Annotated in this window: 21 protein-coding genes and 1 riboswitch; of the genes, 12 read left to right on the forward strand and 9 right to left on the reverse strand. The window is 71.5% G+C overall.

Translation table 11 applies throughout. The features are described 5' to 3' along the window. Window positions 1-1,060 (forward strand): S-layer homology domain-containing protein (locus tag MLY01S_RS07285; RefSeq protein ID WP_169795141.1); only part of this gene is annotated, 1,060 nt, incomplete at its 5' end. 354 nt (window positions 1,061-1,414) lie between these two features. Here MLY01S_RS07285 and MLY01S_RS12965 read toward each other — a convergent pair. Beyond that, the gene (locus MLY01S_RS12965; RefSeq protein WP_245232158.1) at window positions 1,415-2,011 is read right to left on the reverse strand and encodes a TM2 domain-containing protein; all 597 of its coding nucleotides are present in this window, start codon (window positions 2,009-2,011) and stop codon (window positions 1,415-1,417) included. 118 nt (window positions 2,012-2,129) lie between these two features. On the opposite strand from MLY01S_RS12965, the gene MLY01S_RS07295 reads away from it, so the two are divergent. Together MLY01S_RS07295 and tgt are read left to right on the forward strand one after the other, a co-directional pair. Beyond that, a complete protein-coding gene (locus MLY01S_RS07295; RefSeq protein WP_067190749.1) occupies window positions 2,130-3,140 on the forward strand; it encodes an ornithine cyclodeaminase family protein in 1,011 nt (336 codons plus the stop codon). Between the two features lie 43 nt (window positions 3,141-3,183). After that, window positions 3,184-4,488: a tRNA guanosine(34) transglycosylase Tgt gene (gene tgt, locus MLY01S_RS07300; RefSeq protein WP_067190751.1), complete on the forward strand. Its 1,305-nt coding sequence runs from the start codon at window positions 3,184-3,186 to the stop codon at window positions 4,486-4,488. A gap of 296 nt (window positions 4,489-4,784) precedes the next feature. On the opposite strand, the gene MLY01S_RS07305 is transcribed toward tgt, so the two are convergent. Both MLY01S_RS07305 and MLY01S_RS07310 read right to left on the reverse strand, forming a co-directional pair. Continuing rightward, complete coding sequence (locus MLY01S_RS07305; protein ID WP_067190753.1) at window positions 4,785-5,369, reverse strand: GNAT family N-acetyltransferase; 585 nt, start codon at window positions 5,367-5,369, stop codon at window positions 4,785-4,787. A 274-nt stretch (window positions 5,370-5,643) separates the two neighbouring features. Beyond that, window positions 5,644-6,855, reverse strand: coding sequence for an acyl-CoA dehydrogenase family protein (locus MLY01S_RS07310; protein WP_067190756.1), 1,212 nt, complete (start codon window positions 6,853-6,855; stop codon window positions 5,644-5,646). A gap of 185 nt (window positions 6,856-7,040) precedes the next feature. Here MLY01S_RS07310 and MLY01S_RS07315 point away from each other — a divergent pair, with 185 nt between their 5' ends. Continuing rightward, window positions 7,041-7,742, forward strand: coding sequence for a TetR/AcrR family transcriptional regulator (locus MLY01S_RS07315; protein WP_082739831.1), 702 nt, complete (start codon window positions 7,041-7,043; stop codon window positions 7,740-7,742). 35 nt (window positions 7,743-7,777) lie between these two features. Here the strand turns inward: MLY01S_RS07315 and MLY01S_RS07320 are convergent, their stop codons facing one another. After that, window positions 7,778-8,104 (reverse strand): putative quinol monooxygenase, encoded by a 327-nt coding sequence (locus MLY01S_RS07320; RefSeq protein WP_067190758.1) that lies wholly within the window; start codon window positions 8,102-8,104, stop codon window positions 7,778-7,780. Between the two features lie 140 nt (window positions 8,105-8,244). Here MLY01S_RS07320 and MLY01S_RS07325 point away from each other — a divergent pair, with 140 nt between their 5' ends. The 4 genes from MLY01S_RS07325 (at window position 8,245) to MLY01S_RS07340 (ending at window position 12,237) form a co-directional block, all read left to right on the forward strand. Further along, on the forward strand, window positions 8,245-9,078 hold the full coding sequence (locus tag MLY01S_RS07325; protein WP_067190760.1) for a hydroxymethylpyrimidine/phosphomethylpyrimidine kinase: 834 nt from the start codon (window positions 8,245-8,247) through the stop codon (window positions 9,076-9,078). 110 nt (window positions 9,079-9,188) lie between these two features. Beyond that, window positions 9,189-10,457, forward strand: coding sequence for an amidohydrolase (locus MLY01S_RS07330; protein WP_067190762.1), 1,269 nt, complete (start codon window positions 9,189-9,191; stop codon window positions 10,455-10,457). A gap of 152 nt (window positions 10,458-10,609) precedes the next feature. Continuing rightward, a complete protein-coding gene (locus tag MLY01S_RS07335; protein WP_067190764.1) occupies window positions 10,610-11,632 on the forward strand; it encodes a hypothetical protein in 1,023 nt (340 codons plus the stop codon). 83 nt (window positions 11,633-11,715) lie between these two features. Beyond that, on the forward strand, window positions 11,716-12,237 hold the full coding sequence (locus MLY01S_RS07340; protein WP_067190767.1) for a hypothetical protein: 522 nt from the start codon (window positions 11,716-11,718) through the stop codon (window positions 12,235-12,237). A 354-nt stretch (window positions 12,238-12,591) separates the two neighbouring features. Here MLY01S_RS07340 and MLY01S_RS07345 read toward each other — a convergent pair whose 3' ends face one another. Next, window positions 12,592-13,722: a sensor histidine kinase gene (locus MLY01S_RS07345; protein WP_135103330.1), complete on the reverse strand. Its 1,131-nt coding sequence runs from the start codon at window positions 13,720-13,722 to the stop codon at window positions 12,592-12,594. A 159-nt stretch (window positions 13,723-13,881) separates the two neighbouring features. Beyond that, entirely contained in the window at window positions 13,882-14,055 is a 174-nt protein-coding gene (locus MLY01S_RS07350; protein ID WP_157531277.1) for a hypothetical protein, read from the reverse strand. Between the two features lie 179 nt (window positions 14,056-14,234). Between MLY01S_RS07350 and MLY01S_RS07355 the strand changes: the two genes are divergently transcribed. Further along, window positions 14,235-14,918: a response regulator gene (locus MLY01S_RS07355; protein ID WP_067190798.1), complete on the forward strand. Its 684-nt coding sequence runs from the start codon at window positions 14,235-14,237 to the stop codon at window positions 14,916-14,918. Between the two features lie 190 nt (window positions 14,919-15,108). On the opposite strand, the gene MLY01S_RS07360 is transcribed toward MLY01S_RS07355, so the two are convergent. The 3 genes from MLY01S_RS07360 to gcvP form a co-directional block, all read right to left on the reverse strand. Continuing rightward, a complete protein-coding gene (locus MLY01S_RS07360; protein WP_067190773.1) occupies window positions 15,109-15,930 on the reverse strand; it encodes a thermonuclease family protein in 822 nt (273 codons plus the stop codon). A gap of 145 nt (window positions 15,931-16,075) precedes the next feature. Further along, window positions 16,076-17,242, reverse strand: a complete 1,167-nt coding sequence (gcvT, locus tag MLY01S_RS07365; RefSeq protein ID WP_067190776.1) for a glycine cleavage system aminomethyltransferase GcvT — start codon at window positions 17,240-17,242, stop codon at window positions 16,076-16,078. A gap of 12 nt (window positions 17,243-17,254) precedes the next feature. Beyond that, on the reverse strand, window positions 17,255-20,236 hold the full coding sequence (gene gcvP, locus MLY01S_RS07370; RefSeq protein ID WP_373279961.1) for an aminomethyl-transferring glycine dehydrogenase: 2,982 nt from the start codon (window positions 20,234-20,236) through the stop codon (window positions 17,255-17,257). Between the two features lie 120 nt (window positions 20,237-20,356). Then, window positions 20,357-20,472, reverse strand: a riboswitch (glycine riboswitch). Between the two features lie 74 nt (window positions 20,473-20,546). On the opposite strand from gcvP, the gene MLY01S_RS07375 reads away from it, so the two are divergent. The 3 genes from MLY01S_RS07375 to MLY01S_RS07385 all read left to right on the forward strand — a co-directional run bounded on the left by MLY01S_RS07375 (window position 20,547) and on the right by MLY01S_RS07385 (window position 23,243). Beyond that, entirely contained in the window at window positions 20,547-21,599 is a 1,053-nt protein-coding gene (locus MLY01S_RS07375) for a YeiH family protein (protein WP_067190779.1), read from the forward strand. A 167-nt stretch (window positions 21,600-21,766) separates the two neighbouring features. Next, window positions 21,767-22,141, forward strand: a complete 375-nt coding sequence (locus MLY01S_RS07380; protein WP_067190781.1) for an ectoine synthase — start codon at window positions 21,767-21,769, stop codon at window positions 22,139-22,141. Window positions 22,142-22,247: 106 nt separating this feature from the next. Continuing rightward, window positions 22,248-23,243, forward strand: coding sequence for a PaaI family thioesterase (locus MLY01S_RS07385; protein WP_245232120.1), 996 nt, complete (start codon window positions 22,248-22,250; stop codon window positions 23,241-23,243). Window positions 23,244-23,287: the final 44 nt, after the last annotated feature.

Below are 23,287 nucleotides of genomic sequence, written 5' to 3' on the forward strand. Positions count from 1 at the left end.
CGAGCGCCTGACCGCCCACGACTTCGCGTACCCGCGCGGCTACCCGAACGTGCGCATCGAGGCCGAGACCGCCGGCGACGTTGAGGCCGACCTCGACATCTACGTCATGAGCTCCTGGTCGTCCTACCCAGTGGCCCGCTCCACCACGCGTGGCACCGGTGCCGAGGTCTACAACGGCCCGATCTTCTCCTCCGCCCCGGAGCACAGGATCTACGTGGTCGCCAAGGGCAGCACCGACGCAATGATCCCGTACACCCTGCGCGTGTCCTTCCCGGCTGAGGAAGACACCGGTGTGCTGGCCTTCGACCCGTCCTCCGCGACGGTGACCGCCGGTCAGACCCACACCTTCACGGGCACCCTGAACACCGACGGCGAGTCCGCCTACAACGGCTTCGTGGACGTGCTCTACAACGGCCGAGTGGTGGACACCACCGCGGTCCGCATCCACAACGGCGAGAAGGAACCGGCCGATCCGGAGGATCCGGTCGACCCGACCGATCCGGACATCTGCGAGGTCGAGGACTTCACCGACGTCGCTCCGAGCTCGCCGTTCTACTCGGCCGTGACCTGGATGCGCTGTGCCGGCATCACCCAGGGCTACACAGACAACACGTTCCGCGCGCACCATGACATCAGCCGTGCCGAGTCCGTCGCGTTCCTGTACCGCTACCTGGATCCAGAGCACGAGGCCCCTGCCACGTCTCCGTTCCGTGACGTGCGCAGGGACCGCAACTTCTTCGACGCCATCACCTGGGCCGCCGAGAACGGCGTGACCTCGGGGTACGTCAACGGCACCTTCCGCCCGTACCAGATGGTGAACCGCCAGGAGTTCGCCTCGTTCGTGTTCCGTGCCGTGGGCGACCCGGACTACGTCCCGCCGACGTATGCCGTGTTCCCGGACATGCCAACCCACAACAGCCACTTCAAGGCCGTGATGTGGCTGTACGAGCAGGGCATCATCATGGGCCAGGCCGACGGCACGTACGGTAGCCGCACCGAGATCCAGCGCGGTGACGTCGCTCGGATCATGCAGCGCATGGACTACCGACTGCAGGACTGACCGTCCGCAGTGTCCTGCGCCCCGCGGGGTGCAGGACACTGCGGCATCGGCACCGGAGCCGCACCTCACCTTCACTTCGCCGGGCCCCGCCCGGGCCCGGCGAAGTGAAGTGATCCCCGGCCGAGGCCTCCCCTCGCCTCGGCGCCGGTGATCACGGGTCGGCGCCCGCCCTGCCCCCAGGGCGGGCGCCGATCGCCTGTACTCAGCGCGAAGGGCCAGGACGTCGTGACGACGTCCTGGCCCTTCGTCGTGCCCCCGTGCGGCGTGCGGATCCGTGGCCGGCGATCTGTCCCTCTGGCCGGACGCGCGAATCCGCCGGTCGGTGTCAGCCGCCTGTATTGATGCCGGCCGGTGTCAGCTTCCGCCGTTGACGGCGCCGCCGATGACCCAGAGGACCACGGTGATGATGACCGCCGCCGCCTGCTCGTTGCGCGTGCCGCGGACCTTGCGGCCGACGCCGTCGGTCTGGCCGTGGGCCAGCGTCATGATCACGTCGATCAGGTACCAGATGCCCAGGCCGCCGAAGGTGAACAGCTTCAGCAGCCCGGTGCCGATCTTGCCCAGGTAGAACCGGTCCACTCCCAGGATGCCGAGCAACAGGGACAGCAGCCACGTGGCGATGAACGACTTGGGCGAGGTGTACTGCTGCGGTGCCATCCCGCCTGCCCAGGGCTGCATCCCCGCCCCGGCGTAGCCCGGCGGCGGGACCTGGCCGTACGGCCCGACCTGACCGCCCGGCCCGTAGGTGCCCTGCCCGTGGGGTCCCTGTCCGTAGGAGCCCGGCCCGTAGGGGCCCTGTCCGTCGCGGCCGTACTGCGGATATCCCGCGTCCGCATACCCCTCCTGCTCCCAGGGGCGGGGCTCCTGCTGCTCGTCGCCGCCGCCCTGGTACCAGGACGGCGTCTCGCCGTGGCGGCGACGCCGGCCGCCGTCGGGGTGCTCGTGGCTCATCGGTGTCCTCTCGGGAATGCGGGGAGGCGGCGCTGCACGGGCGGCCTCCTGATGTCCCTCACAGTATCCGCCACCGCGGACCCGGTACGCCCGCGGCGGATTCCGTACGGTGGAGTCCATGACGGATCCGAGCACAGCCTCCCCTGCCCCCTCTCAGCTGCCCTATGTCCACGGCCCCGCCCTGCGCTCCGCTCTCAGCCCGACGGCCGCCGTCGAGGCCCTCGAACGCGCCCTGCGCGAAGGACTCGACCCGGAGACCGACGCTCCGCGCACCCGGGTGGAGACCGCCACAGGCATGCTCATGCAGATGCCGTCGACCCGCGGCGAGGAGGTCGGCACGAAGCTGCTCACGCTCACCCCGGAGAACGCGGACGCGGACCTGCCGGTCATCCAGGGCGTCTACGTCCTCTTCGGCGGTGCCGAGCAGGCGCCGCGTGCCGTCCTGGACGGCATCGAGCTCACGAACCTGCGCACCTCGTCCGTGTCCGCACTCGGCGCGCGCCTGGCCGGCGCCGTCCCCGCCGGCTCCTCGGCCACCGGCTCCTCGGACACGCCCGGAACCACGACGGCGGCCGCTCACCTCGTCCTGTTCGGCACCGGGGTCCAGGCGTGGGAGCACGCAGTGACGTTCTGCGACGTCCTGGAGGTCGAGCGGATCACCGTGGTGGGCCGGAGCGCGGAGAAGGCCCAGGCGCTGGCCGCGCGCATCACCGACGAACTCGGCGTCTCCGCGGAGGCCGGCGACGAGGAGGCTGTTGCCGAGGCGGGCGTGGTGGTCACCTGCACCGCCTCCACGTCCCCGCTGTTCGACGGCGCCCTGGTGCGCGACGACGCCGTGGTGGTGGCGATGGGCGCCCACACCCCGGACACCCGTGAGCTGGACGATGCCCTGCTCGCCCGCGGACAGGTGGTCGTGGAGTCGCGCGACTCGGCGCTGCGCGAGGCCGGCGAGGTGGTGCTCGGCATGGAGTCCGGCGCCGTCGCCGAGCGCGAGCTGGTCACCTTCGCGGACCTGGCCACAGGCCGGGCGAGCCGGAAGGCGGGGGTGCCTGCCGTCGTCGTGACGACCGGCATGCCCTGGCAGGACCTGGTGGTGGCCTCCGCGGTGATGGACGCGCTGGAGGCCTGATCCGGGGGCCACGGGAGGCGGCCGGCTCACTACGATGGATCCCATGCCCCACCACGACGCCGAGACCCCCGCGCCGCAGCCCGCCCACCCCTCGCACTTCGGATACGAGGTGACCGGGCGCCTCGAGGACGGCCCCGGCCACGGCCGCACCGGCGTCATCACCACCCCGCACGGGCAGATCCAGACCCCGGCGTTCATCCCGGTCGCCACCCAGGCCACCGTGAAAGCCGTGCTGCCGGAGTCCATGGAGGACCTCGGCGCGCAGGCCCTGCTGGCCAACGCCTACCACCTGTACCTGCAGCCCGGCGACGAGCTGCTCGACGAGGCCGGCGGGCTCGGCAGGTTCATGAACTGGGGCGGCCCCACCTTCACCGACTCCGGTGGCTTCCAGGTGATGAGCCTCGGCTCGGGCTTCAAGAAGGTCATCGACATGAAGGGCCCCTCCGCCCCGGACGGGCAGGGCGCTGACGACGCCGTCGCCCCCGGCAAGGAGCGCCTGGCCAACGTGGACGACGACGGCGTCTGGTTCAAGTCCCACCTCACCGGTGACCGGCACCGGTTCACCCCGGAGCGGTCCGTCCAGATCCAGCACAACCTCGGCGCGGACATCATGTTCGCCTTCGACGAGCTGACCACCCTGCACAACTCCCGCGGCTACCAGGAGGAGGCCCTCGAGCGCACCCGCCGCTGGGCGCAACGCTGCCTGGACGAGCACGCCCGCCTCACCGCCGAGCGCGCCGACCGCCCCTACCAGGCGCTGTTCGGCGTCATCCAGGGCGCCCAGTACGAGGACCTGCGCCGCAAGGCCTGCGCCGACCTGTCCGCCATGACCACCCGGTACGCCGACGGCACGGAGGCCGGGTTCGACGGCTACGGCGTGGGCGGGGCCCTGGAGAAGGAGAACCTCGGGACGATCGTCGGCTGGTGCGCCGAGGTGCTGCCGGAGGACAGGCCGCGGCACCTGCTGGGCATCTCCGAGCCGGACGACCTGTTCACCGCCGTGGAGAACGGCGCGGACACCTTCGACTGCGTCTCCCCCACCCGCGTGGCCCGCACCGGAGCGTTCTACACCCGCGACGGCCGCTACAACCTGCCCGGCGCCAAGTACCGGCGGGACTGGGGCCCGCTGGACCCCGAGTGCGACTGCTACACCTGCGCGCACTACTCACGCGCCTACATCCGCCACCTCATGAAGGCCAAGGAGATGGTCGCCCACACTCTGGTGTCCATCCACAACGAGCGCTTCACCGTGTCCCTGGTGGACCGCATCCGCGCGTCGATCGGAGACGGCACCTTCGCGGAGCTCAAGACCGAGACCCTCGGCCGGTACTACGCCGGCAAGAAGTGAGGCGGGGGCCGGGAAGGTCCGCTCTCTGTGTCCGCAGCGTCGGAACTCCGCCCGTCGAGGCGCTCCAACTTCGCGTGAAGGCTCGCTCTCTGTGTCCGCAGCGTCGGAACTCCGCCCGTCGAGGCCGGCTTTCCGACTCGTGGCACACAGGGGATCAGCTGCGTCCCTGCCCAGCCCGTTCCGCCCCGGACATGGTTGCGCGCGGCCGCCCTCTCCGGTGAGGACGGCCGCGCACGGGGGTCGACGCCGGCGGCGCTCCGCGTGGTGTCACCCCACCCCGCGGGCGCCCGCCGTCGTCAGCCCAGCGGGGCGCGGGTCTCCGCGCCGAACGCCTCGGGGTAGGCGAACTCACCCGAGGGGACCTCGACGGACTGGTCGAGGACGAGGATCTGGAGGGCCCCCGGGCGGTCCGCGAAGGCGGCGGTGACGCCGTATTCGGCGGCATCCTCGAAGCCGAAGCGCGGGTAGTACTCGGGGTAGCCGTAGACCACCACATGGGGCTCGCCGGCCTCCTTCGCGGCCGCGAGCAGCGCCTTCACCACCGCGGTGCCGGCACCCTGGTTCTGGTGCTCCGGCAGCACACCGTGCGGGGCGAGCGCGAGGGTCTCGGCGTCCCCGATGTGGGCGCGGCACAGCAGGCCGTATGCCACGGGGTCCGAGTGCAGGTCGGTGCCGGGGATCGCGGCGGTCATGGTGACCATCGAGAACTGCGGCAGCCAGGCTCCTTCGTCCTTCTGGAGCTCCTCCACGAGGTCCGCCTCGGCAGAGGTCTCGAACGCCAGCTCGTTGATGCGGCGGATCGCGTTGCGGTCCTCGGCGGACGAGTGGTCGGCGACGCGGGACGGCCACCGGTGGGTGTGGTCGCGGGGCGTGTTCTCCATGGCCCCAACCTAGGCCACACGGTGACCTGCGCAACAGGCCGTGTCCACGGTGTGGACAGAATACGTCCAGGATGGTGGCCTGCGGACGCCCCGGTCGGGGACGGAACCGGCATGGAGGTGGCCGCTTCCTTGTGGGGACCCGGCACGTTCCTCGCCTGCCGCCCACCCCGACGGCGGCACCCGCCCTGGCAGGGCGGGTGCCGCCGTCGTGGTGGCCTCAGCAGGGCCGGCGGCCGGCCCCGGCTTCACACCGGCCCGGCGCCGTCCCCCAGGCTCAGGCGAACGCCCCCTTGCCGGTGATGTCGCGGCCGACGATGAGCGCCTGCACGGTCTCGGTGCCCTCATAGGTGTGGATGGCCTCGATGTCCGCGAAGTGCTTGCCCACCTCGTTCTGCACGAGGATGCCGTTGCCGCCGAGCAGGTCCCGGGCGTTCGCGGCGATGGACCGGGCGGCGCGGGTGGCCGAGTACTTGGCCAGCGAGGCCTGCGGGCCGGTGAGGCGGCCGGAGTCCTCGAGTCGGGAGGCCCGCAGCACGAGCAGCTGCACCTGGGTCAGCTCGGAGAGCATGCGGGCCAGGCGCTCCTGCACCACCTGGGAGTGGGCCAGCGGGCGGCCGAACTGCACACGCTGCTGCGAGTACTGCACGGCGGCCTCATAGCAGCCGACCGCGTGGCCGACGGCGGCCCAGGCCACGCCCACGCGGGTGGCGAAGAGGACGGCGGCGGTGTTCTTGAAGGAGGTGGCCTCCGGCATGACGTCCTCGGCCGGAACGAACACGTCGTCGTAGGTGATGTGGGCCTGGTGGATGGCGCGCAGGGACATCTTGCCGCGGATGACCTCGGCCGTGTAGCCCTCGGTGTCCTGGTGGACGATGAAGCCCTTGACCTGGCCGTCCTCGGTGGAGCGGGCCCAGGTGACGGTGATGCCGCCGGCGGCGCCGTTGCCGATCCACTTCTTGTGGCCGTTGATCCTCCAGCCTCCGTCCACGGGGGTGGCGGTGGTCTCGAGGGAGACGGAGTCGGAGCCGTGGGTGGGCTCGGTGAGCGCGAACGCCCCGTAGAGCTCGCCGGCGGCCATCTTCGGCAGGTACGTGGCCTTCTGCTCGTCGGATCCGCACATCTGGATCGAGCGCATGGCCAGTCCGCCCTGCACGCCCACGATGGTGGACAGCGAGCCGTCGATGCGCGAGAGCTCCATGGTGGCCAGGCCGGAGGCGAGGCGGGAGTAGGTGGGCTTGCCCTCGACCTCGACGCCGTCTCGCAGCAGGTCCGACTCGGCCAGTCCCGGGATCAGCCCGGTGGGGTACTCGCCCTTGTCCCAGGCGTCCTGGAGGGTCTTCTGGACCTCGGGGGTGAGGTAGGCGCGTGCGGCCTTGAAGAGGACGAGATCCTGCTCGTCGATGTCCTCGAAGATCGCGTAGGCGTCCGTGTCCAGGGGACCGGTGATGTCGTACTCGGGCTCGGCGGTGGGCAGCTGCTCGGTCATGGCGGGTCCTCTCGGTGGGAGGTGGAGCGCCGGGTCCGTGCGGCGGGGGCCTCACGGTGCGCGGAGCCTCACGACGACGGCCGCTCGCCTCCGCCTGTCCGGCGCGGGATGCTGGATCCAGCATCGTATGAGACTGAGTTTCAGGTCAAGTGAGACGCCGTATCAGACTGCGTATGATCGTCGACATGAACAAGAGGCTCGCCGCGCACACGCCCGCCCTCATCCGCCTGCTGGACGAGCAGGGCTGGGACGCCACCACCGTGGACGCCCTCGCCGCTGCGGTCGGCGTCAGCCGAGCCACGTTCTTCCGCACCTTCGGCTCCAAGGAGGACGTGGTCTTCCACGACCATGCGGTGCTGCTCGAGGAGCTCGAAGAGTTCCTGGACGGAGCGAGCCCGGGCCCCGAGGCCACCGCGGACGCGCTCGTGGAGGCCGTGCTGCGGGTGTTCCGGCACCATGCCGGGGACCCGGCACAGGCGCAGGCCCGGTACCGGCTGCTGCGGCAGTCCAAGGCGCTGCGGAACCGGGAGCTGCTGAGCTCGCACGGCTACGAGCGGCTCTTCGCCCGCTGGCTGCGGGGCCGACCGGAGACGCTGCCCGGCGGGGACGCCACGGCGTTCGGCCTGGCCGGCGCCGCCGTGGCCGTCCACAACGCGGCGCTGCGCGGCTGGCTGCGGGAGGGCGCCGAGACCGGCGTTCTGCCGGACGCCGCCGACGCCGAGGAGCGGCTCGCCGAAGACCTGACCGGCCTGGTCCGGGCGTTGACCCGGCCCCCGAGCCCGGCGGCCGACGCCGCCCGGGTGAGGACCGTCGTCGTGACGGTGGACGAAGGGCGGCCCGACACGGACGCCGTGCTGGCGTCGGTGCGGGCCGCCCTGGAGAGCTGAGACGGGCTCAGCCGGAGTTCAGCGGGCCGGAAGGCTCACTCGTCGATCTGGATCTCCCCCATCGGACCGAAGCCGTCGGCCGAGATCTGCTCGGAGATGATCTGCGGGGTCTTGGCGAGCAGCGGCTTCATGGCGTCGATGCCCTCCTGGAAATGCGGGGACTCCACATGGGCCTTCGCGCCCTCGTCGGTGAAGCCCTCGAGCAGGAAGTACTCGTTCTTCTCGCCCTCCACCGGCTGGTACCACTCGAAGAACATGTTGCCCTCCTCGCTGCGGACGTCTGCGGTGTACTTCGCGACGGCGTCCATCCACTGGTCGGCGAGCTCGGGCTTGACGGTGAACTTCAGGTTGATCAGGATCATGCGTCCACTCTGGCCGATCAGGCCGGGAGCGCGCCAGCACGGCGGCTCCGCCCACGGCGGAATCCCAGCGGACCCGGGCACCTGACATCTGTGACGGGCGCGGGTGAGGGCACAGCCGCCACGGGAGTAGCATCGACCTCATGTCTGACGTGATCGCGCGCACGGAGCGCCCCGCCATCGCACTCACCATCGCCGGTTCCGAGGCCACCGGCGGTGCCGGCGCCCAGGCCGACCTGAAGACGTTCCAGGAGCTGGGCGTGTTCGGCATCGTGTCCCTGACCTGCATCGTCTCCTTCGACCCGAAGGACGACTGGAACCACCGCTTCTTCCCGGTGCCCACCGAGGTCATCGCGGACCAGCTCGAGGCTGTCCAGAAGGACTACGAGGGCACCCTGAAGACCGTGAAGCTCGGCATGCAGGGCTCCCCGGAGGTCATCCGCACCACCGCCGGCGCCCTCAAGTCCCAGGAGTGGGACCACGTGCTGCTGGACCCGGTGCTGATCTGCAAGGGCCAGGAGGCCGGCCACGCGCTGGACACCGACCAGGCGCTGAAGGCGGAGCTGCTGCCGCTGGCGACCTTCACCACCCCGAACCACTTCGAGACCGAGCAGCTCTCCGGCATGACCGTGAAGACCGTGGACGACCTGATCGCCGCCGCCAAGAAGATCCACGAGGTCTCCGGCGCCGCCGTGCTCGCCAAGGGCGGCATGCACCTCGAGGGTCCGGACGCGGTGGACGTGTTCGTGGACGGCGAGACCGTGGAGGTCCTCTCCGAGCCGAAGATCGGCACCGCGGGCGTCTCCGGCGCCGGCTGCTCCCTGGCCGCCGCCGTGACCGCCGAGCTGGCCAAGGGCGCCACCCCGCTGGAGGCTGCGCGGCGCGCCAAGGCCTTCGTGACCGCCGGCATCCGCCAGGCGGTGGACGGCAACACCCCGTTCGCCGCCCTGTGGCAGGGCGGCCTGCGCCAGGGCTGACCTCTGTCTCCCCCGCCCATGTTGCCCTCGTTCCGATCCGGAGCCCCCCGCACGCGCTCCGGATCGGAACGAGGGCTTCGTCATGCCGCCATCGCCGACGAGAGGACCCCATGACCTCCCCGACCGACACCGCCGCTCCCCTGCCGACCCCCACCTGCCTGCCGCAGGCCCTGCGGCTGACCGACGCCGAGCGCGAGCGCATGCACGCGGACTACGTCCACCTGCACCGCCACCCGGAGCTGTCGATGCAGGAGCATGAGACCGCCGCCTGGATCGAGCGGCAGCTGGACGAGCTCGGCGTCGAGCACTTCCGCTGCGGCGGCACCGGCGTGGTCGGCATCCTGCGGCACCCGGAGTCCCCGGAGGCGACCACGGTCGCGTTCCGCGCGGACTTCGACGGGCTGCCGATCCTCGAGGACACGGGGCTGGACTACGCGTCCACCGCCCGTGGCACCCTCGCGGACGGCAGGGACGTCCCGGTGATGCACGGCTGCGGCCACGACACGCACGTGATGGGAGCGCTCACCGCCGCACGGCAGCTGGTGAAGGCCCCTGAGACCTGGCAGGGCACGGTGGTGTTCGTGTTCCAGCCGGGCGAGGAGACCGGAGCCGGCGCCGCGGCGATGGTCGCGGACGGCCTCTGGGACCGTGCCCCGCGGCCGGAGGTCGTCCTGGGCCAGCACGTCATGCCGCTGGAGGCCGGAAGCGTCTACGTCATCCCCGGCACCGCCATGGCCCTGGCCGACTCCCTGCGGGTGACCTTCCACGGAAAGCAGGCGCACGGCTCTCAGCCGCAGGACAGCATCGACCCCATCGTGATGGCCTCCCACGCGGTGGCCCGGCTGCAGACCGTGGTCTCCCGCGAGGTGGACCCGCGCGAGTCCGCCGTGGTCACGGTCGGCACGTTCCACGCCGGCCTGAAGGAGAACATCATCCCCGCCGAGGCGACCATCGAGCTCAACATCCGCACTTTCACCCCCGCGCGTCGGGACCAGGTGGTGGCGGCCGTGGAGCGCATCGTGAAGGCCGAGGCCGCCGCCTCCGGCGCCCCGGAACCGACCGTCGAGCCGATCAGCACGTTCCCCCGCTGCTACAACGATCCCGGGCACTCCGAGCGCGTCACCGCCGCCCTGCGCGCCGAGCTCGGCGCAGAGCAGGTCACCTCCGCCGCCCCGTTCATGGGCTCGGAGGACGTGGGCGCCCTGGCCGACGCCATCGGCGTCCCCCTCGTGTACTGGCATTTCGGCGGCTTCCAGGGCGCCCCGGAGCAGTACCCGGTGAACCATCACCCCGCCTTCGGGCCCGTCATGGCACCCACCCTCGAGGCCGGGCACCGCGCCGCCCTGGCCGGTCTGCTGGCCTACATCGGACGGAGCTGAGCCCTCTCCCCTCAGAGCCCTCGTTCCGATCCGGAGAGCGTCTCGCCGGCTCCGGATCGGAACGAGGGCTCCGGGAGAGCGCCGGCTCCGCGCATGGCGGCAGGAGCGGACTTCATGGCGACAAGCGCGGACTTTCCAGAGAGGATGGAGGCATGAAGACCACCGAGTTCGGAATGTTCGCCCACGCCCCGATGTCCGGCGAGACGGCCGCGTATCTGCCGAAGCGGGCCACCCGCCCCGGCTTCCTGCGCCCGGGCAGCCGCAGCTACGGCCTGCTCGCCGCCGCGGGTCTCGGGGCCCTCAGCCTGCTGGACCCCTCGGAGGGGGACGCACGGGAGCGCAGGACGGTGAACCGGATCATCGCCGCCGCCACCGGCGTCTACGGCGCAGCTGAGCTCCGGGCCGCGATGGACGTGGGTGCCCTCGCCGCCGGCGTGACCCCGCGCTTGACCACCCGCCTGCGCAACGGCCTGGTGGGTCTGGCCGGAGGTGCTGCCGCCGGCGGGCTCGTGGCCCTGGCCCCGGCCGTCTACGCGAAGTGGGACGCCACGAGCATGGACCTGCTGGAGAAGGTCGGCGCCACCGGTCTGGCCCAGAAGGCCGGCCTGACGCATCCGCGCGCGGCCATGGCCGTGCTCGGCGTGGCCGCCGCCCTGCTGGGCAATGCCGCCGCCCGCCGCACCCACCGCGACGCCGTGCAGCAGGGTGCCCTGCTGCGCTTCATGGACGACATGCCCGAGGATGAGGACGGACTCGCACCGGTCCCGGTCCCGGCCGCCGCCCGCGTGCTGCTGGAGACCCTCCTGGACCCGGCCCTGGCCGAGGGCGCCGCTCTGCCGGGCCAGGCCGCACTGTGCGCCCAGCTGGCGCACACGAAGGCCGTGGAGCAGGAGCCGGGCGTCGAATTCACCGACTGGCTGCCGCTGGTGGTCGACGCCGAGACCCCGCTGGTGCGCGCCGTTCCGCACGACTTCACCTGGCCCGTGCGCGGCCGATTCACCCACGAGGGCCAGGAGTTCGAGGTGCGCCTGTGCGTGGTGGACGGCGAGCTCGGCGCCCTCGTGGTCGAGCCGGTGGACCAGGACTCGGACGACGCCTGGCAGGCCCGCGCCACCCTGGAGAGCTGGCCGTCCCCGGAGGAGCTGACCTTCGCCGTGGACGGCGCGGAGGGCTGACGCCGCACTCAGGTCCGGGTCAGGCCGGGTGACTAGAGTGGGGAGCCGCCCGCTGTGTCCACTGACTTCGGAGTCGCCCCGCCATGACCACTCCCGCCCCGGTGAAGAGCACCGCCCGTGCCCGCCGCAAGGCCGCCCGAGCCGCCGCAGGGCCGCGCCCGCGCCTGCACATGAGCATCTACGGGTTTCTGGTGGCCTGGCTGGTCCCGAACCTGCTGATGGCGGCGCTCGTGCTCGTGCTGGCGCTCATCCCGAGCCTGCAGGAGTTCGGCAGCCTGACACCGCTGCTCACCGTGGTGGGCCTGGCCGGCCTGGTGGTCGGCCTGCCGCTGTGCCTGCTGGTGAACTGGGCGTTCCGCCACGTGCTCAACCAGTGGGTGCACGTGCTCGCCTACGCCCTGGTGGGCATGCTGTACGGCCTGGTGGTGCTGACCCAGGGCGCCGGCGGCATCCTGCCGATGCTCATCCCGGTCATCGGCTTCCCGGCCGGCATCCTCATGGGCCTGGGACGCGTGGCCGCCCGTCCGCTGGTGAAGGTCGTCGGCGGCCCGGACGAGGCAGGCGACGCGGGCGCGGACCAGCATCCGGGTCAGGCTGCCGCCTGACCCGTCCAGGGCGTGCCTGCCTGCCACGGAGCGTGCAGCCCTGGGCAGGCGTATCGCCGGGGGCCGGCCGCCTGCAGCGGCCGGACCCCGGCGACGAGGCGAGGCCTCACATGTAGGTGATCGTGCCGCAGGCCTGCAGCACTGCACGTCGTGCAGAGAGAAAGAAGGCGGCGATCTGCGACCGCCGCCTTCCTCCTAGAACGTCCTCCCGGGCCCGCATCCCCTCAGGCTTGTTCCGGTCGGTGTCGTCCTGCACTGTGCACCGTCTCTTGGGGCACTTTTCACTGTAGTCGGGGCCACAGCCGGACCGGTAGTGGACTTTTGTCTACACTTTCGCGGTCAGTGTGACATGCATCACATGTCCGCGGGATCACCTGCGGGAACGGCGGCCACGAGCCGCCACTGATCCCCCTCCGGCCCCACGCTGAACGTGCCGCCGAAGGCGGAGACGCGCTCGCGCATCGAGTTGAGTCCGACGCCGGAGGAGTTCCAGGCCTGTCCGCCGCGCCCCTTCCTGCTCTGGGGCCGGCGCTCGATCGCGTTGGAGACCCGCAGGACCGCGTCCGCCCCCTCCAATCCGACGGAGATCTGCACCGGCTCGCTGCGGTCCCCGTGCTTGGCGATGTTGCTGGTGGCCTCCTGGAGCACGCGGTAGAGCGTGCTCTGGGTGCCCAAGGGGACCGCTCTCCCCTCCAGCCGGACGTCCGCGCGCACGGTGAAGCCCAGCTCCATGAGCTCGTGGGAGACCCGGGAGACGCCGAGGTCGATGTCCACCGAGGTGCTCGACTCCGAGCCGGAGTGGCCGGGCTGCGCCTGATCCCCCACCACGCCTTCCTCGCGCATCAGCGCGAGCATGCGCCGCAGGTCCACCAGCGCATCCTTGGCGGAGCTGCCGACCACGTCCAGCGCCTGACGCGCGGCCTCGTCCGTGCCGACGAACTGCGCGGTACGCGCCTGCATCGAGATGATCGTGAGGTTGTGCGCCACGATGTCATGCAGGTCTCGGGCGAGGACCCGCCGCTCACGCAGCGCGGCCTCCAGCGCCTGCCGGCGGGCCTCCTGGATCTTGAGGGCGTCTGCCTCGCGGCGCATCCAGGCGAATCGGACAAAGAGCCCCACGCCGATGCCCAGCACCGAGATGATCACCGAGAACCAGATCGTCGATGCCGGCTGATGCAGCAGAGACGGAAAGAGCACGGCCCACCCCAGCGCCAGCACGCTGGCGATGACACTGAACAGCGCATTGGCCGTCGCCACGACGGCACTGACGATCAGAGTGTCGTACAGCAGGATGGGAAGGGTCTCCCCGCCCGTTCGCGCCAGAAAATAGACGGGCAGAAGAGCAGTGAACGCCACCGTGGTGGACACCCACTGCAGCAGGAAGGCCGCCGCCAGCAGACCCAGGATCAGGACGTACCTGTCCTGGCGCTCAGCCGATTCCAGCTCCGTGACCTCAGAGACGAGGTCGGACGAGATCGACAGCACCACGAGGATGCTGACGATCCCCAGATACCAGGGACTGCACTGGCGTGCATCCCAGAAGCGACGCCACCCCCGCTGAACCGGCGCCTTCGCAGGCGACGGTTCAGCGGGGGTGAGGTCGATCGTCCCGGTCGAAGTCACCCGTTCCGGTATGCCGGACGATCAGTCGCAGAACATGCCGAAGTTAAAGCAGAAGTAGTCTCGGGTGCCCTTGGCGAAGCCGGTGGTCTCGGCGACGTCGGAGCCGGTGCCGGTCGGCGCGGCGGAGGCGGCGGGAGCCATGGTGAACAGGGCGGCAGCGGTCAGGATGCTGGCAGCGAAGGTACGAGTCTTCATGTCCAGCATTATGGGATGCAGCTCACACACCGCGCCAGGCCTGAACACCACAGAGCGCAGATTCACAGGAAACCCCGCACTCCATACTTTTTCCTGTGAGAACACCGCATCCCATATGTCTGCCTGTGAAAAGCGCACTGTGATCCGCGCTACACCCGCGCGTGTTCTACGCTGATGCGGTGACCCAGAATCTTCGCGTGCTCATCGTGGACGACCAGCCGCTCATGAGCGGGGCCCTCAAGACCCTCGTGGACTCGGCCCCCGGCATGAGCTGCATCGGCGTCGCCGCCAACGGCGCGGAGGCCCTCGAGGCCTGCGACGCCACCACCCCGGACGTCGTCCTCATGGACATGCAGATGCCGGTCATGGACGGCGTGGAGGCCACCGGCCACATCGCCCGCGACCACCCCGAGATCCGCGTCCTGGCCATCACCACCTTCACCTCGGAGAACTACCTCGTCCCCGCCCTGCGCGCCGGCGCCGCCGGCTACATGGTCAAGGACGCCGAGCCGGCCTCCATCCTGAGCGCCATCCACGCCGTGCACCGTGGCGAGTCCGTCCTCTCCCCCACGGTCACGAAGAAGCTGCTCACAGCCATCGAGGAGGACGGTCCCGGCGTCGGCACCCGGCCGGTGCGTCCCGGCGACCCGGACGGCTCCGACCTCACCGAGCGCGAACTCGGCGTGCTGCGCCTGCTCGCCCGCGGCCAGTCCAACACGGAGATCGCCCAGAGCCTGCACCTGTCCGAGTCCACCGTGAAGGCCACCTTCACCCGCATCCTGGACAAGCTCGAGGTCCGAGACCGCGTCCAGGCCATCATCCGCTCCGCGCAGCTGGGCCTGGTCACCCTCTCCCTCGACTGACCTGCCTCCTCCGGCACGGCGCCGGAGGCCACACCCACGACGTCGGCGCGTCACCTTCGGACGGTGACGCGCCGACGTCGTGAAGCGGGTCCGGACAGGGGCGGCGGACCCCGGCGCCGGCTCAGCGCGAGTAGATGCGCCGACTCAGCGCGAGTAGATGCGCCGGCTCAGCGCGAGGAGATGCGGCGACTCAGCGCGAGTAGATCTCGTTGCGGCGGTCGTTGAGATCGCGCAGGCGCTTCATGCCGCGGTCCGCGATCTCGTCCGCCTCGGCCACCAGGAGGTCCTTGGACGGGCCCCAGACGGTGTTCACGAAGTCCGTGCCCTCCGGGTCGAGGTTGTGGATGTCCTCCTGCACCAGACGGACGTTGTCCACGGCCTGACCCAGCTCGACGGACTTCTCGTCGATCTTGGCGATGGACGGCTCCACGTCGTCCGAGATGACGTCCAGGGCGTACTCGGCCTCGTAGAGCTCGCTGTTGAGGGTGCAGCGCTCCTCGAGGTCGTACAGGCCGATGTTGCGCGTGTACGCCTTCTCGTTCACGGACCGCATCTCGGAGGCCTCGGCCTCACCCACACCGACGCCGGTGGGGGCCGCCATGCCCTCCTCGATCATCGCCAGGTTGACGTCCTCGCCGGCCATGCGGAAGCTGGCGTACTCCTCGCCGTCGACCTCCTCGATGTCCACCACCGCGGTCGCTCCCGTGACGAGGCGGTCACGCAGCCACACATAGGACTTCTCGCCCATGCAGAGCGCCGGGCCGACCCGCAGGCCGTCCGGGTTGCGGGGACCGGCGGTGAGGCCGGCCATCTTGACGAGCTTCTCCTCCCCGTGGGCATTGATCTTGACGGTGGTGCCGTCCACGACCTCCACGATCTGCATGCGGCGGCCCTCGTCGACCATGCCGCGGAACATCACCATGACGGCCAGCAGGATCATGGTCAGCGCCACGACGGCGAAGACGACGAACGCCTTCTTGGACACCCGAGCGCGGGAGGCGACATGAGTCATGCGGAGGATCCTGACAGTGGACGATGGACGGTCGAGCCCGGACGCGGACGAGGCCCGCCGCCCCGGCTCGGAGACCCATCCTAGCGAAGGAGGCCCGGAGCCCGAGACGGCGGGCCGTCGTCACGGTGCCGAGTTCAACACGTGCTCAGCGCTCGCGGCGGTAGAACGGCAGGGGCACCACGGAGAAGGACTCGCCGCGGCCGCGCAGGTCCACCAGCAGCTCGGTGCCCTCGGCCGCGAAGGCGCGGTCGATGCGGGCCATGGCGATCGGGTGCCCGAGGGTCGGGGACGGGGCGCCGGAGGTGACCTCGCCGATCACGTTGCCCTCGGTGTCCTGCACCGCGTAGCTGTGGCGGGCGGCCCGGCGGCCGGCGCCCTTCAGGCCCACGAGCACCTGGGACACCTCGTCCTTGCCCTGGAGCGCGGACTTGCCCACGAAGTCGGTCTCCTTGGACGCCGGGACGGCGAAGGAGACGCCGGAGGCGTGCGGCTGGTGCGCGTTGTCCAGCTCGTTGCCGTAGAGCGGCATGCCGGCCTCGAGGCGCAGCGAGTCGCGGGAGGCCAGGCCACACGGGGTCAGCTCGACGCCCGCGGCCTCGGCGGCCTTCACCACGGCGTTCCACACGGCGGAGCCGCGGCCGCCGGCCTCCTCCGGGGAGCCGGCGTGCACGAACAGCTCGAAGCCGTCCTCGCCGGTGTAGCCGGTGCGGGCCACGAGGACCTCCACGTCGCCCGCGCCGGTCGGCAGCGCCAGGGTGATGTGGGCGAAGTACTTCAGCTCCGCCAGCTCCTGGACGTGGGCCGGCATGGCCTGGGCCAGGATCTGCTCTGCCTGCGGGCCCTGCACGGCCACCAGGGAGGTGTCCGCGGACTCGTCCGTGACGGTGACGTCGCGGCCGGAGGCGCGCTGGGCGAGGGCGGTGTACACGGAGGCGGCGTTGCCGGCGTTGGGCACCACCAGGTACTCCGGGACGGCGCCCTCGGCGCCGTCGTCCATGCGGTAGACGATGAGGTCGTCCAGGACCGTGCCGGCGTCGGTCAGGCACAGGCTGTACTTGGCACGGCCCGGCTTGAGCGTGGACATGACGCTGGACAGCGCGTAGTCGAGCATCTCGCCGGCCTCGGGCCCGGTCACGCGGACCTCGCCCATGTGGGACAGGTCGAAGATGCCTGCGGCGGAGCGGACGGCCTTGTGCTCGGCGAGCTCGGAACCGTACTTCAGCGGCATGTTCCAGCCCCCGAAGTCGGTGAAGGAGGCGCCGGCGGCCTCGTGGACGGCGTGCAGCGGGGAGTTGCGCAGGTTCTCGGACATGGTGGTCTCCTCTCAGGCGTCCGCCGTGGCGGTCGCGTCGGTCTCCTCCTCGAAGGCCTCCGGCGGCGGGCACGAGCAGACCAGGTTGCGGTCGCCGTACGCGCCGTCGATGCGGCCCACGGGCGGGAAGTACTTGTCCTGGCGCAGGGAGGCCACCGGGTAGCCGGCCTGGGAGCGCGAGTAGGAGCGGTCCCACTCGTCGCCGGTCAGGACGGCCGCGGTGTGCGGCGCGTTGCGCAGGACCGAGTCGGCCAGGGTCTCCGGGGTGGTCTCCACGATCTCGCCGTGGATGGAGATCATCGCCTCGATGAAGCGGTCCAGCTCCCCCAGGTCCTCGGACTCGGTCGGCTCCACCATGAGGGTGCCGGCCACCGGGAAGGCCAGGGTCGGGGCGTGGAAGCCGTAGTCGATGAGGCGCTTGCAGACGTCCTCCGCGGTCACGCCGTGCTTCGCGGTGAGCTCGCGCAGGTCGAGGATGCACTCGTGGGCCACCAGGCCGCCCTCGCCGGTGTAGAGGGTCGGGTAGTGCCCCGCGAGACGCCGGGAGATGTAGTTCGCACCGAGCAGGGCGTGGCCGGTGGCCTTGGTGAGGCCCTCGGCTCCCATGAGGTGCAGGTAGGCCCAGGAGATCGGCAGCACGCCGGCGGAGCCGTGCGGGGCCGCGGTCATGAGCGTTTCGCGGGACGGCAGGTACTTCACCAGGTGCTCGCCCACGGCCACCGGGCCCACGCCCGGGCCGCCGCCGCCGTGCGGGATGCAGAAGGTCTTGTGCAGGTTCAGGTGGGAGACGTCGCCGCCGAAGCGGCCCGGCTGGGCCAGCCCGACCAGGGCGTTGAGGTTCGCGCCGTCGATGTACACCTGGCCGCCGGCGGCGTGGACCTTGTCGCACACCTCGCGCACGTCGGCGTCGTACACGCCGTGCGTGGAGGGGTAGGTGATCATGATGGCCGCGATGCGGCCCTCGTTGGCGGCGATCTTCTTGTCCAGGTCCTCGGCGGAGATGGTGCCGTCCTCCGCGGTGGCCACCACCACCACCTTGAGGCCGGCGAGCACCGCGGAGGCCGCGTTGGTGCCGTGCGCGGAGGCCGGGATGAGGCAGATGTCGCGCTCGCCCTCGCCGTTGTCCATGTGGAACCGGCGGATGGCCCAGAGGCCGGCGAACTCGCCCTGCGAGCCCGCGTTCGGTGCCACGGAGACGCCGGCGTAGCCGGTGATCTCGGACAGCTTCGCCTCGAGGTCCTCGATGAGGAACCTCCAGCCCTCGGTCTGGTGGGCCGGGGCGTACGGGTGGATGGAGCAGAACTCCGGCCAGGAGATGGCCTCCATCTCCGCGGTGGCGTTGAGCTTCATGGTGCACGAGCCCAGCGGGATCATCGTGCGGTCCAGGGCGAGGTCGTAGCCGGAGAGGCGGCGCAGGTAGCGCAGCATCTGGGTCTCGGAGTGGTGGCTGTTGAAGACCGGATGGGTCATGTACTCCGAGGTGCGCAGCAGCTCCTGCGGGATGGCCGGGGTGGCCACGGCGCCCTCGTGGGAGGGCGCCGGCAGGGCCGAAACATCGGCGCCGAAGGCGGCGAGCACCGCGGCGAGGTCCTCGTCCACGGTGGTCTCGTCGCAGGCCACGCGGACGGTGTCCGCGTCCACCACGCGCACGTTCACGCCGTTGTCCTCGGCGGCGGCGCGGATCTGCTCCGCGGCGCCCGGCACCTCGAGGGTGAGGGTGTCGAAGTAGGCCTCGTGGACGACCTTCACGCCGGCGCCGGCGAGCGCGGTGGCGAGGCGGTGCGCCTGACGGTGGGCGTGGCGGGCGATCTGGGCGACGCCGGCCGGGCCGTGGTAGACGGCGTACATGGAGGCGGTGATGGCCAGCAGCGCCTGGGCGGTGCAGATGTTGGAGGTGGCCTTCTCGCGGCGGATGTGCTGCTCGCGGGTCTGCAGGGCGAGGCGGTAGGCCGGCTTGCCGGCGTCGTCGTGGGAGACGCCCACGAGGCGGCCCGGCAGGGAGCGCTGCATGCCCTCGCGCACGGCCATGTAGGCGGCGTGCGGGCCGCCGTAGAACAGCGGGACGCCGAAGCGCTGGGTGGAGCCGACGGCGATGTCCGCGCCCTGCTCGCCCGGCGGGGTGATGAGGGTGAGGGCGAGGATGTCCGCGGCCACGGTGACGAGGGCGCCGGCCTCCTTGGCCTCGGCGATCACGGCGGTGTGGTCGTGCAGGCGGCCGGAGTCGCCGGGCTGCTGCAGGACGATGCCGCACAGGCCCTTCTCCTCGACGACGGCCCTGACGTCCTCCGGGATGCCGGCGGACAGGTCCGCCACGTGGACCTCGATGCCCACGGCGTCGGCACGCAGCTGCGCCACGGAGAGGGTCTGCGGGAACAGGTCGGCGTCCAGCAGGGTGACGCCGCTGCCCTTCCTCTTGTTGGCGCGATGCATCAGGAGGACGGCCTCGGCCACGGCGGAGGCCTCGTCCAGCAGGGACGCGTTGGCGATGGGCAGGGCGGTGAGGTCCTGCACCATCGTCTGGTAGTTCAGCAGGGACTCGAGGCGGCCCTGGGAGATCTCGGGCTGGTACGGGGTGTAGGCGGTGTACCAGGCCGGGTTCTCCAGCACCTTGCGGAGGATGACGCCGGGGGTGACGGTGTCGTAGAAGCCCTGGCCGATCATCTGGGTCTTCATCACGTTCCGGCCGGCGATCTCGCGCAGCTGCTCGAGCACGGCGGACTCGGTGAGCGGGGCGGGCAGGTCCAGGCCGCCCTCCATGCGGATGACCGAGGGGACGGCCTTGTCCACGAGCTGGTCGATGGAGTCGAGGCCGAGCACCTCGAGCATGTGCGCGGCGTCGTCGGCGCGCGGCCCGATGTGGCGGTCGACGAACGGCGCCGAGGCGGTGTCCCGCGGCTCGTGCGCGGACTGCGGCAGCGCCGTGGTCTCGTCTGCGGTCGGATGGGTGCTGGTCACGGGTACCTCCGAGGGGTCCTGCCGGTGCGGCATGATCATTCACCTCCCCGCTCTGTCATTGACCTGAGAGTTTCCACCCGCCTGCGGCGGGCTTGCACCGTCGGTGACGCAGTCCTCCGGTCCGGGGTCGGCGGATCCTGCGTGCTTTCCAGAGCGTCCTTCCCCTGCGCGGTACGGGTGCCTGAGAGATTCCCGGGGAGGTCTTGCTCCTTCGGCGGCCGGCTGACGTCCGGGGTGTCTCCGCAGACGCGCCGACGCTCTCCCGCACAGGGCGATTGCGACGTGGTGCCAGTATCCCACAGAGCGTGTGCCGGGTCACTCGGATCGGCCGCGGGGCTAGAGTGCGCCCGTGACCACTGCTGCCTCCACCCCTGCCTCCCGCGCATTCGGCCTGCTCGTGTGCCTGGCCCTGGGCGCCGTGGCGGTGGGCCTCTCCGCGCTGGTCCGCCCGTGGGCCCCTGCGCTGAGCCCGCTGCTGCTGGCGATCCTGGCGGGCATGGCCTGGCGCAACCTCGCCGCGGTCCCGGAGCGCCTCTCCCCCGGGATCGCCTTCGCCGCCAAGCCCGTCCTGCGCACGGGCATCGTCCTGCTCGGCCTGCAGCTGGCCCTGGGAGACGTCCTCGCGCTCGGCTGGGGCGTGATCGGCCTGGTCGTGGCGGCCGTCGGGATCACCTTCGCTGCCACGCTCGCGCTCGGCCGTGCCCTGCGCCTGCCGTGGGACCTCATCGCCCTCGTGGCGTCCGGCTTCTCCATCTGCGGCGCCGCCGCCGTGGCCGCCGCAGACTCGGTGGTCCGTGCCCGCCGGGAGATGGCCGCCACCGCCATCGGCCTCGTCGTGCTCTTCGGCACCCTGATGATCCCGCTCATGCCGTTGGCCACCGGGGCGTTCGGCCTGTCCGAGGAGGCCGCCGGCCTGTGGATCGGCGCGTCCACGCACGAGGTCGCCCAGGTGGTGGCCGCCGGCGGCCTGGTGGGCTCGGCCGCGCTGTCCGTGGCGGTGACGGTGAAGCTGGCCCGCGTGGTCATGCTCGCGCCGGTCATGGCCTCGCTCGCCGCCGCCCAGCGACGCCGGGACGCCCGGTCGTCCGCCCTTCCCGACGACGGCTCGGCCGCCTCCGCCTCCCGCCCTCCCCTGGTCCCGTGGTTCGTGCTGGGGTTCGTGGCGGCGATGCTGCTGCGCTCCACCGGCCTGCTGCCGGCAGGGGTGCTGGATGCGGCGGCAGCCGTCCAGCAGCTGCTCCTGGCCACGGCGATGGCCGCGCTGGGCCTGGGTGTGCACCTGCGCTCGATCGTGCAGGTCGGGCCGCGCCCCCTCGTCCTCGGGGCGGCGAGCACGGCGGTGGCCGTGGCAGTCGGCGGCGCCGGCGCCTGGCTCCTGGGCCCCGGCCTCTCCCTCGGCTGACCGGCCGGCGACGGGCGCAGACCAGGGGTGGGAACCGCCGCCGGGATCTGCCTACGGTCGGAGCACTGGGTTCCCTCGGCCGCCCGCAGACCGGGCAGACCGCGCGGCGAGCGGCTGGCAGGCGCCCGGACCCGCACACCCGATCCGTCGAAGGAGCGAATCCGCAGATGTTCACGCGCAACCGAGAGCAGGCCGAGACCGTCGAGTGGGGCGGCGGCACGTCCGACCGCCTGCTGGTGGAGAAGGACAACATGGGCTTCGCCGTCTGCCACACGATCGTGAAGCAGGGCACCGCCTCCAAGCTCGAGTACCGCAACCACCTGGAGGCCTGCTACTGCATCTCCGGCTCCGGCTCGGTGGTGGAGAAGGACGGCACCGTCCACGAGATCACCCCCGGCACCATCTACGTGCTGGACGAACACGACCCGCACGAGCTGCGCGGCGGCGAGACCGAGGACATGCACCTGGTCTCGATCTTCAACCCGCCGATCACCGGCGACGAGAAGCACACGCTCTCCGAGGACGGCTACTCCTCCTACTGAGCTGAGCCGCACGCTCTACTGAGCTGAGCCGCACGCTCCACACCGCCTGCGGCGGGGACGTCTCCTTCCGGGCGTCCCCGCTGCCGTTTCCGCTACCGTTCACTCCGTGAGCTACGGACATTCGATCCCCGACATCATGGCCGGCACCTCGGATCCCGGCGGCCGCCGCACGGCCGAGGACGCGGAGAACACCGGGCCCCGTGCGCATCCGCAGGGCCGCACGGAGCAGCTGTTCGGCGTGCGCCGCCACGAGCAGGTGCGGCAGGAGGGCGCCCACTGGAACCCGGGGTACATGCTCGCCGGGCCCAGCTCGATCGGCTTGGACGGCCGCCCCACCGCTGCCGCGGCCACCGTGCTGATGGACAACGCCACCGCCGTGGCCGTGCACCACGCAGCCGCCGGTGCCATGCAGGCCATCGTCACCACGGAGCTCACGCTCAACGTGCTCAAGCCGATGCCGGCCTTCGACGCATCTGCGGACGCCGACCCGGCCGACCAGCCCCGCATGGAGTGCTGGTACACCCCGCTGACGGTGGACGAGGCCGGCGGCGCCGCCCGCGCCTGGCTCGTGGACGCCGACGGCGACCGCGTGGCCGAGGCGACCGGCTGGTTCCAGGCCGTGCCGGCCGCTCCCGCCGCCTCGATGGAGGCGTTCGTCCGCCACGGCGGCCTGCCGCTGGGGCCGCAGACCCGCGTCCCCATGGCGGACCTGCTCGGCCTGGAGCCGGACTCCGTCACCGTCCAGGACGACACGTCCCGGCCCGCCCAGTCCGGCGAGTTCGTCCCGGGCGCGCGCTTCCGCGAGAACCGGGAGCTGGACAATCCGCAGGGCGCCGTCCACGGCGGCGCGATGATGCTCCGCGCGATCCTCGCCGCCCAGGGCGCGATGCCGGACCGCGCTCGCTACGACGTCCAGGCCGCCCGCACCGTCTACACGCGCCCGGGCCGGGGGGACATGGTCGCCATGACCCGTGTCCGCCACGCCGGCCGCTCGCTGCGGTTCGTGGACGTCGAGCTCGTCCCCCTCGGCGAGGACGGCTCCCCCGTCGTGGACAAGCCGATGGTGCAGGTGCAGGTCACCTTCCGCGCGGCGCGCGGCTGACCGAGCCCACCGCAGACGACAGGGGACGACGACGGCGGCAGGCT

Origin of the sequence: Micrococcus lylae NBRC 15355, from assembly GCF_001570885.1 — a bacterium.
GTDB classification, from domain to species: Bacteria; Actinomycetota; Actinomycetes; order Actinomycetales; family Micrococcaceae; genus Micrococcus; species Micrococcus lylae.

Excerpts from the sequence above, each read along its gene's own strand:
- MLY01S_RS12965 (WP_245232158.1), bottom strand. The coding sequence starts at position 2,011 with ATGAGCCACGAGCACCCCGACGGCGGCCGGCGTCGCCGCCACGGCGAG.
- MLY01S_RS07295 (WP_067190749.1), top strand. The coding sequence starts at position 2,130 with ATGACGGATCCGAGCACAGCCTCCCCTGCCCCCTCTCAGCTGCCCTAT.
- tgt (WP_067190751.1), top strand. The coding sequence starts at position 3,184 with ATGCCCCACCACGACGCCGAGACCCCCGCGCCGCAGCCCGCCCACCCC.
- MLY01S_RS07305 (WP_067190753.1), bottom strand. The coding sequence starts at position 5,369 with ATGGAGAACACGCCCCGCGACCACACCCACCGGTGGCCGTCCCGCGTC.
- MLY01S_RS07310 (WP_067190756.1), bottom strand. The coding sequence starts at position 6,855 with ATGACCGAGCAGCTGCCCACCGCCGAGCCCGAGTACGACATCACCGGT.
- MLY01S_RS07315 (WP_082739831.1), top strand. The coding sequence starts at position 7,041 with ATGAACAAGAGGCTCGCCGCGCACACGCCCGCCCTCATCCGCCTGCTG.
- MLY01S_RS07320 (WP_067190758.1), bottom strand. The coding sequence starts at position 8,104 with ATGATCCTGATCAACCTGAAGTTCACCGTCAAGCCCGAGCTCGCCGAC.
- MLY01S_RS07325 (WP_067190760.1), top strand. The coding sequence starts at position 8,245 with ATGTCTGACGTGATCGCGCGCACGGAGCGCCCCGCCATCGCACTCACC.
- MLY01S_RS07330 (WP_067190762.1), top strand. The coding sequence starts at position 9,189 with ATGACCTCCCCGACCGACACCGCCGCTCCCCTGCCGACCCCCACCTGC.
- MLY01S_RS07335 (WP_067190764.1), top strand. The coding sequence starts at position 10,610 with ATGAAGACCACCGAGTTCGGAATGTTCGCCCACGCCCCGATGTCCGGC.
- MLY01S_RS07340 (WP_067190767.1), top strand. The coding sequence starts at position 11,716 with ATGACCACTCCCGCCCCGGTGAAGAGCACCGCCCGTGCCCGCCGCAAG.
- MLY01S_RS07350 (WP_157531277.1), bottom strand. The coding sequence starts at position 14,055 with ATGAAGACTCGTACCTTCGCTGCCAGCATCCTGACCGCTGCCGCCCTG.
- MLY01S_RS07360 (WP_067190773.1), bottom strand. The coding sequence starts at position 15,930 with ATGACTCATGTCGCCTCCCGCGCTCGGGTGTCCAAGAAGGCGTTCGTC.
- gcvT (WP_067190776.1), bottom strand. The coding sequence starts at position 17,242 with ATGTCCGAGAACCTGCGCAACTCCCCGCTGCACGCCGTCCACGAGGCC.
- gcvP (WP_373279961.1), bottom strand. The coding sequence starts at position 20,236 with ATGATCATGCCGCACCGGCAGGACCCCTCGGAGGTACCCGTGACCAGC.
- MLY01S_RS07380 (WP_067190781.1), top strand. The coding sequence starts at position 21,767 with ATGTTCACGCGCAACCGAGAGCAGGCCGAGACCGTCGAGTGGGGCGGC.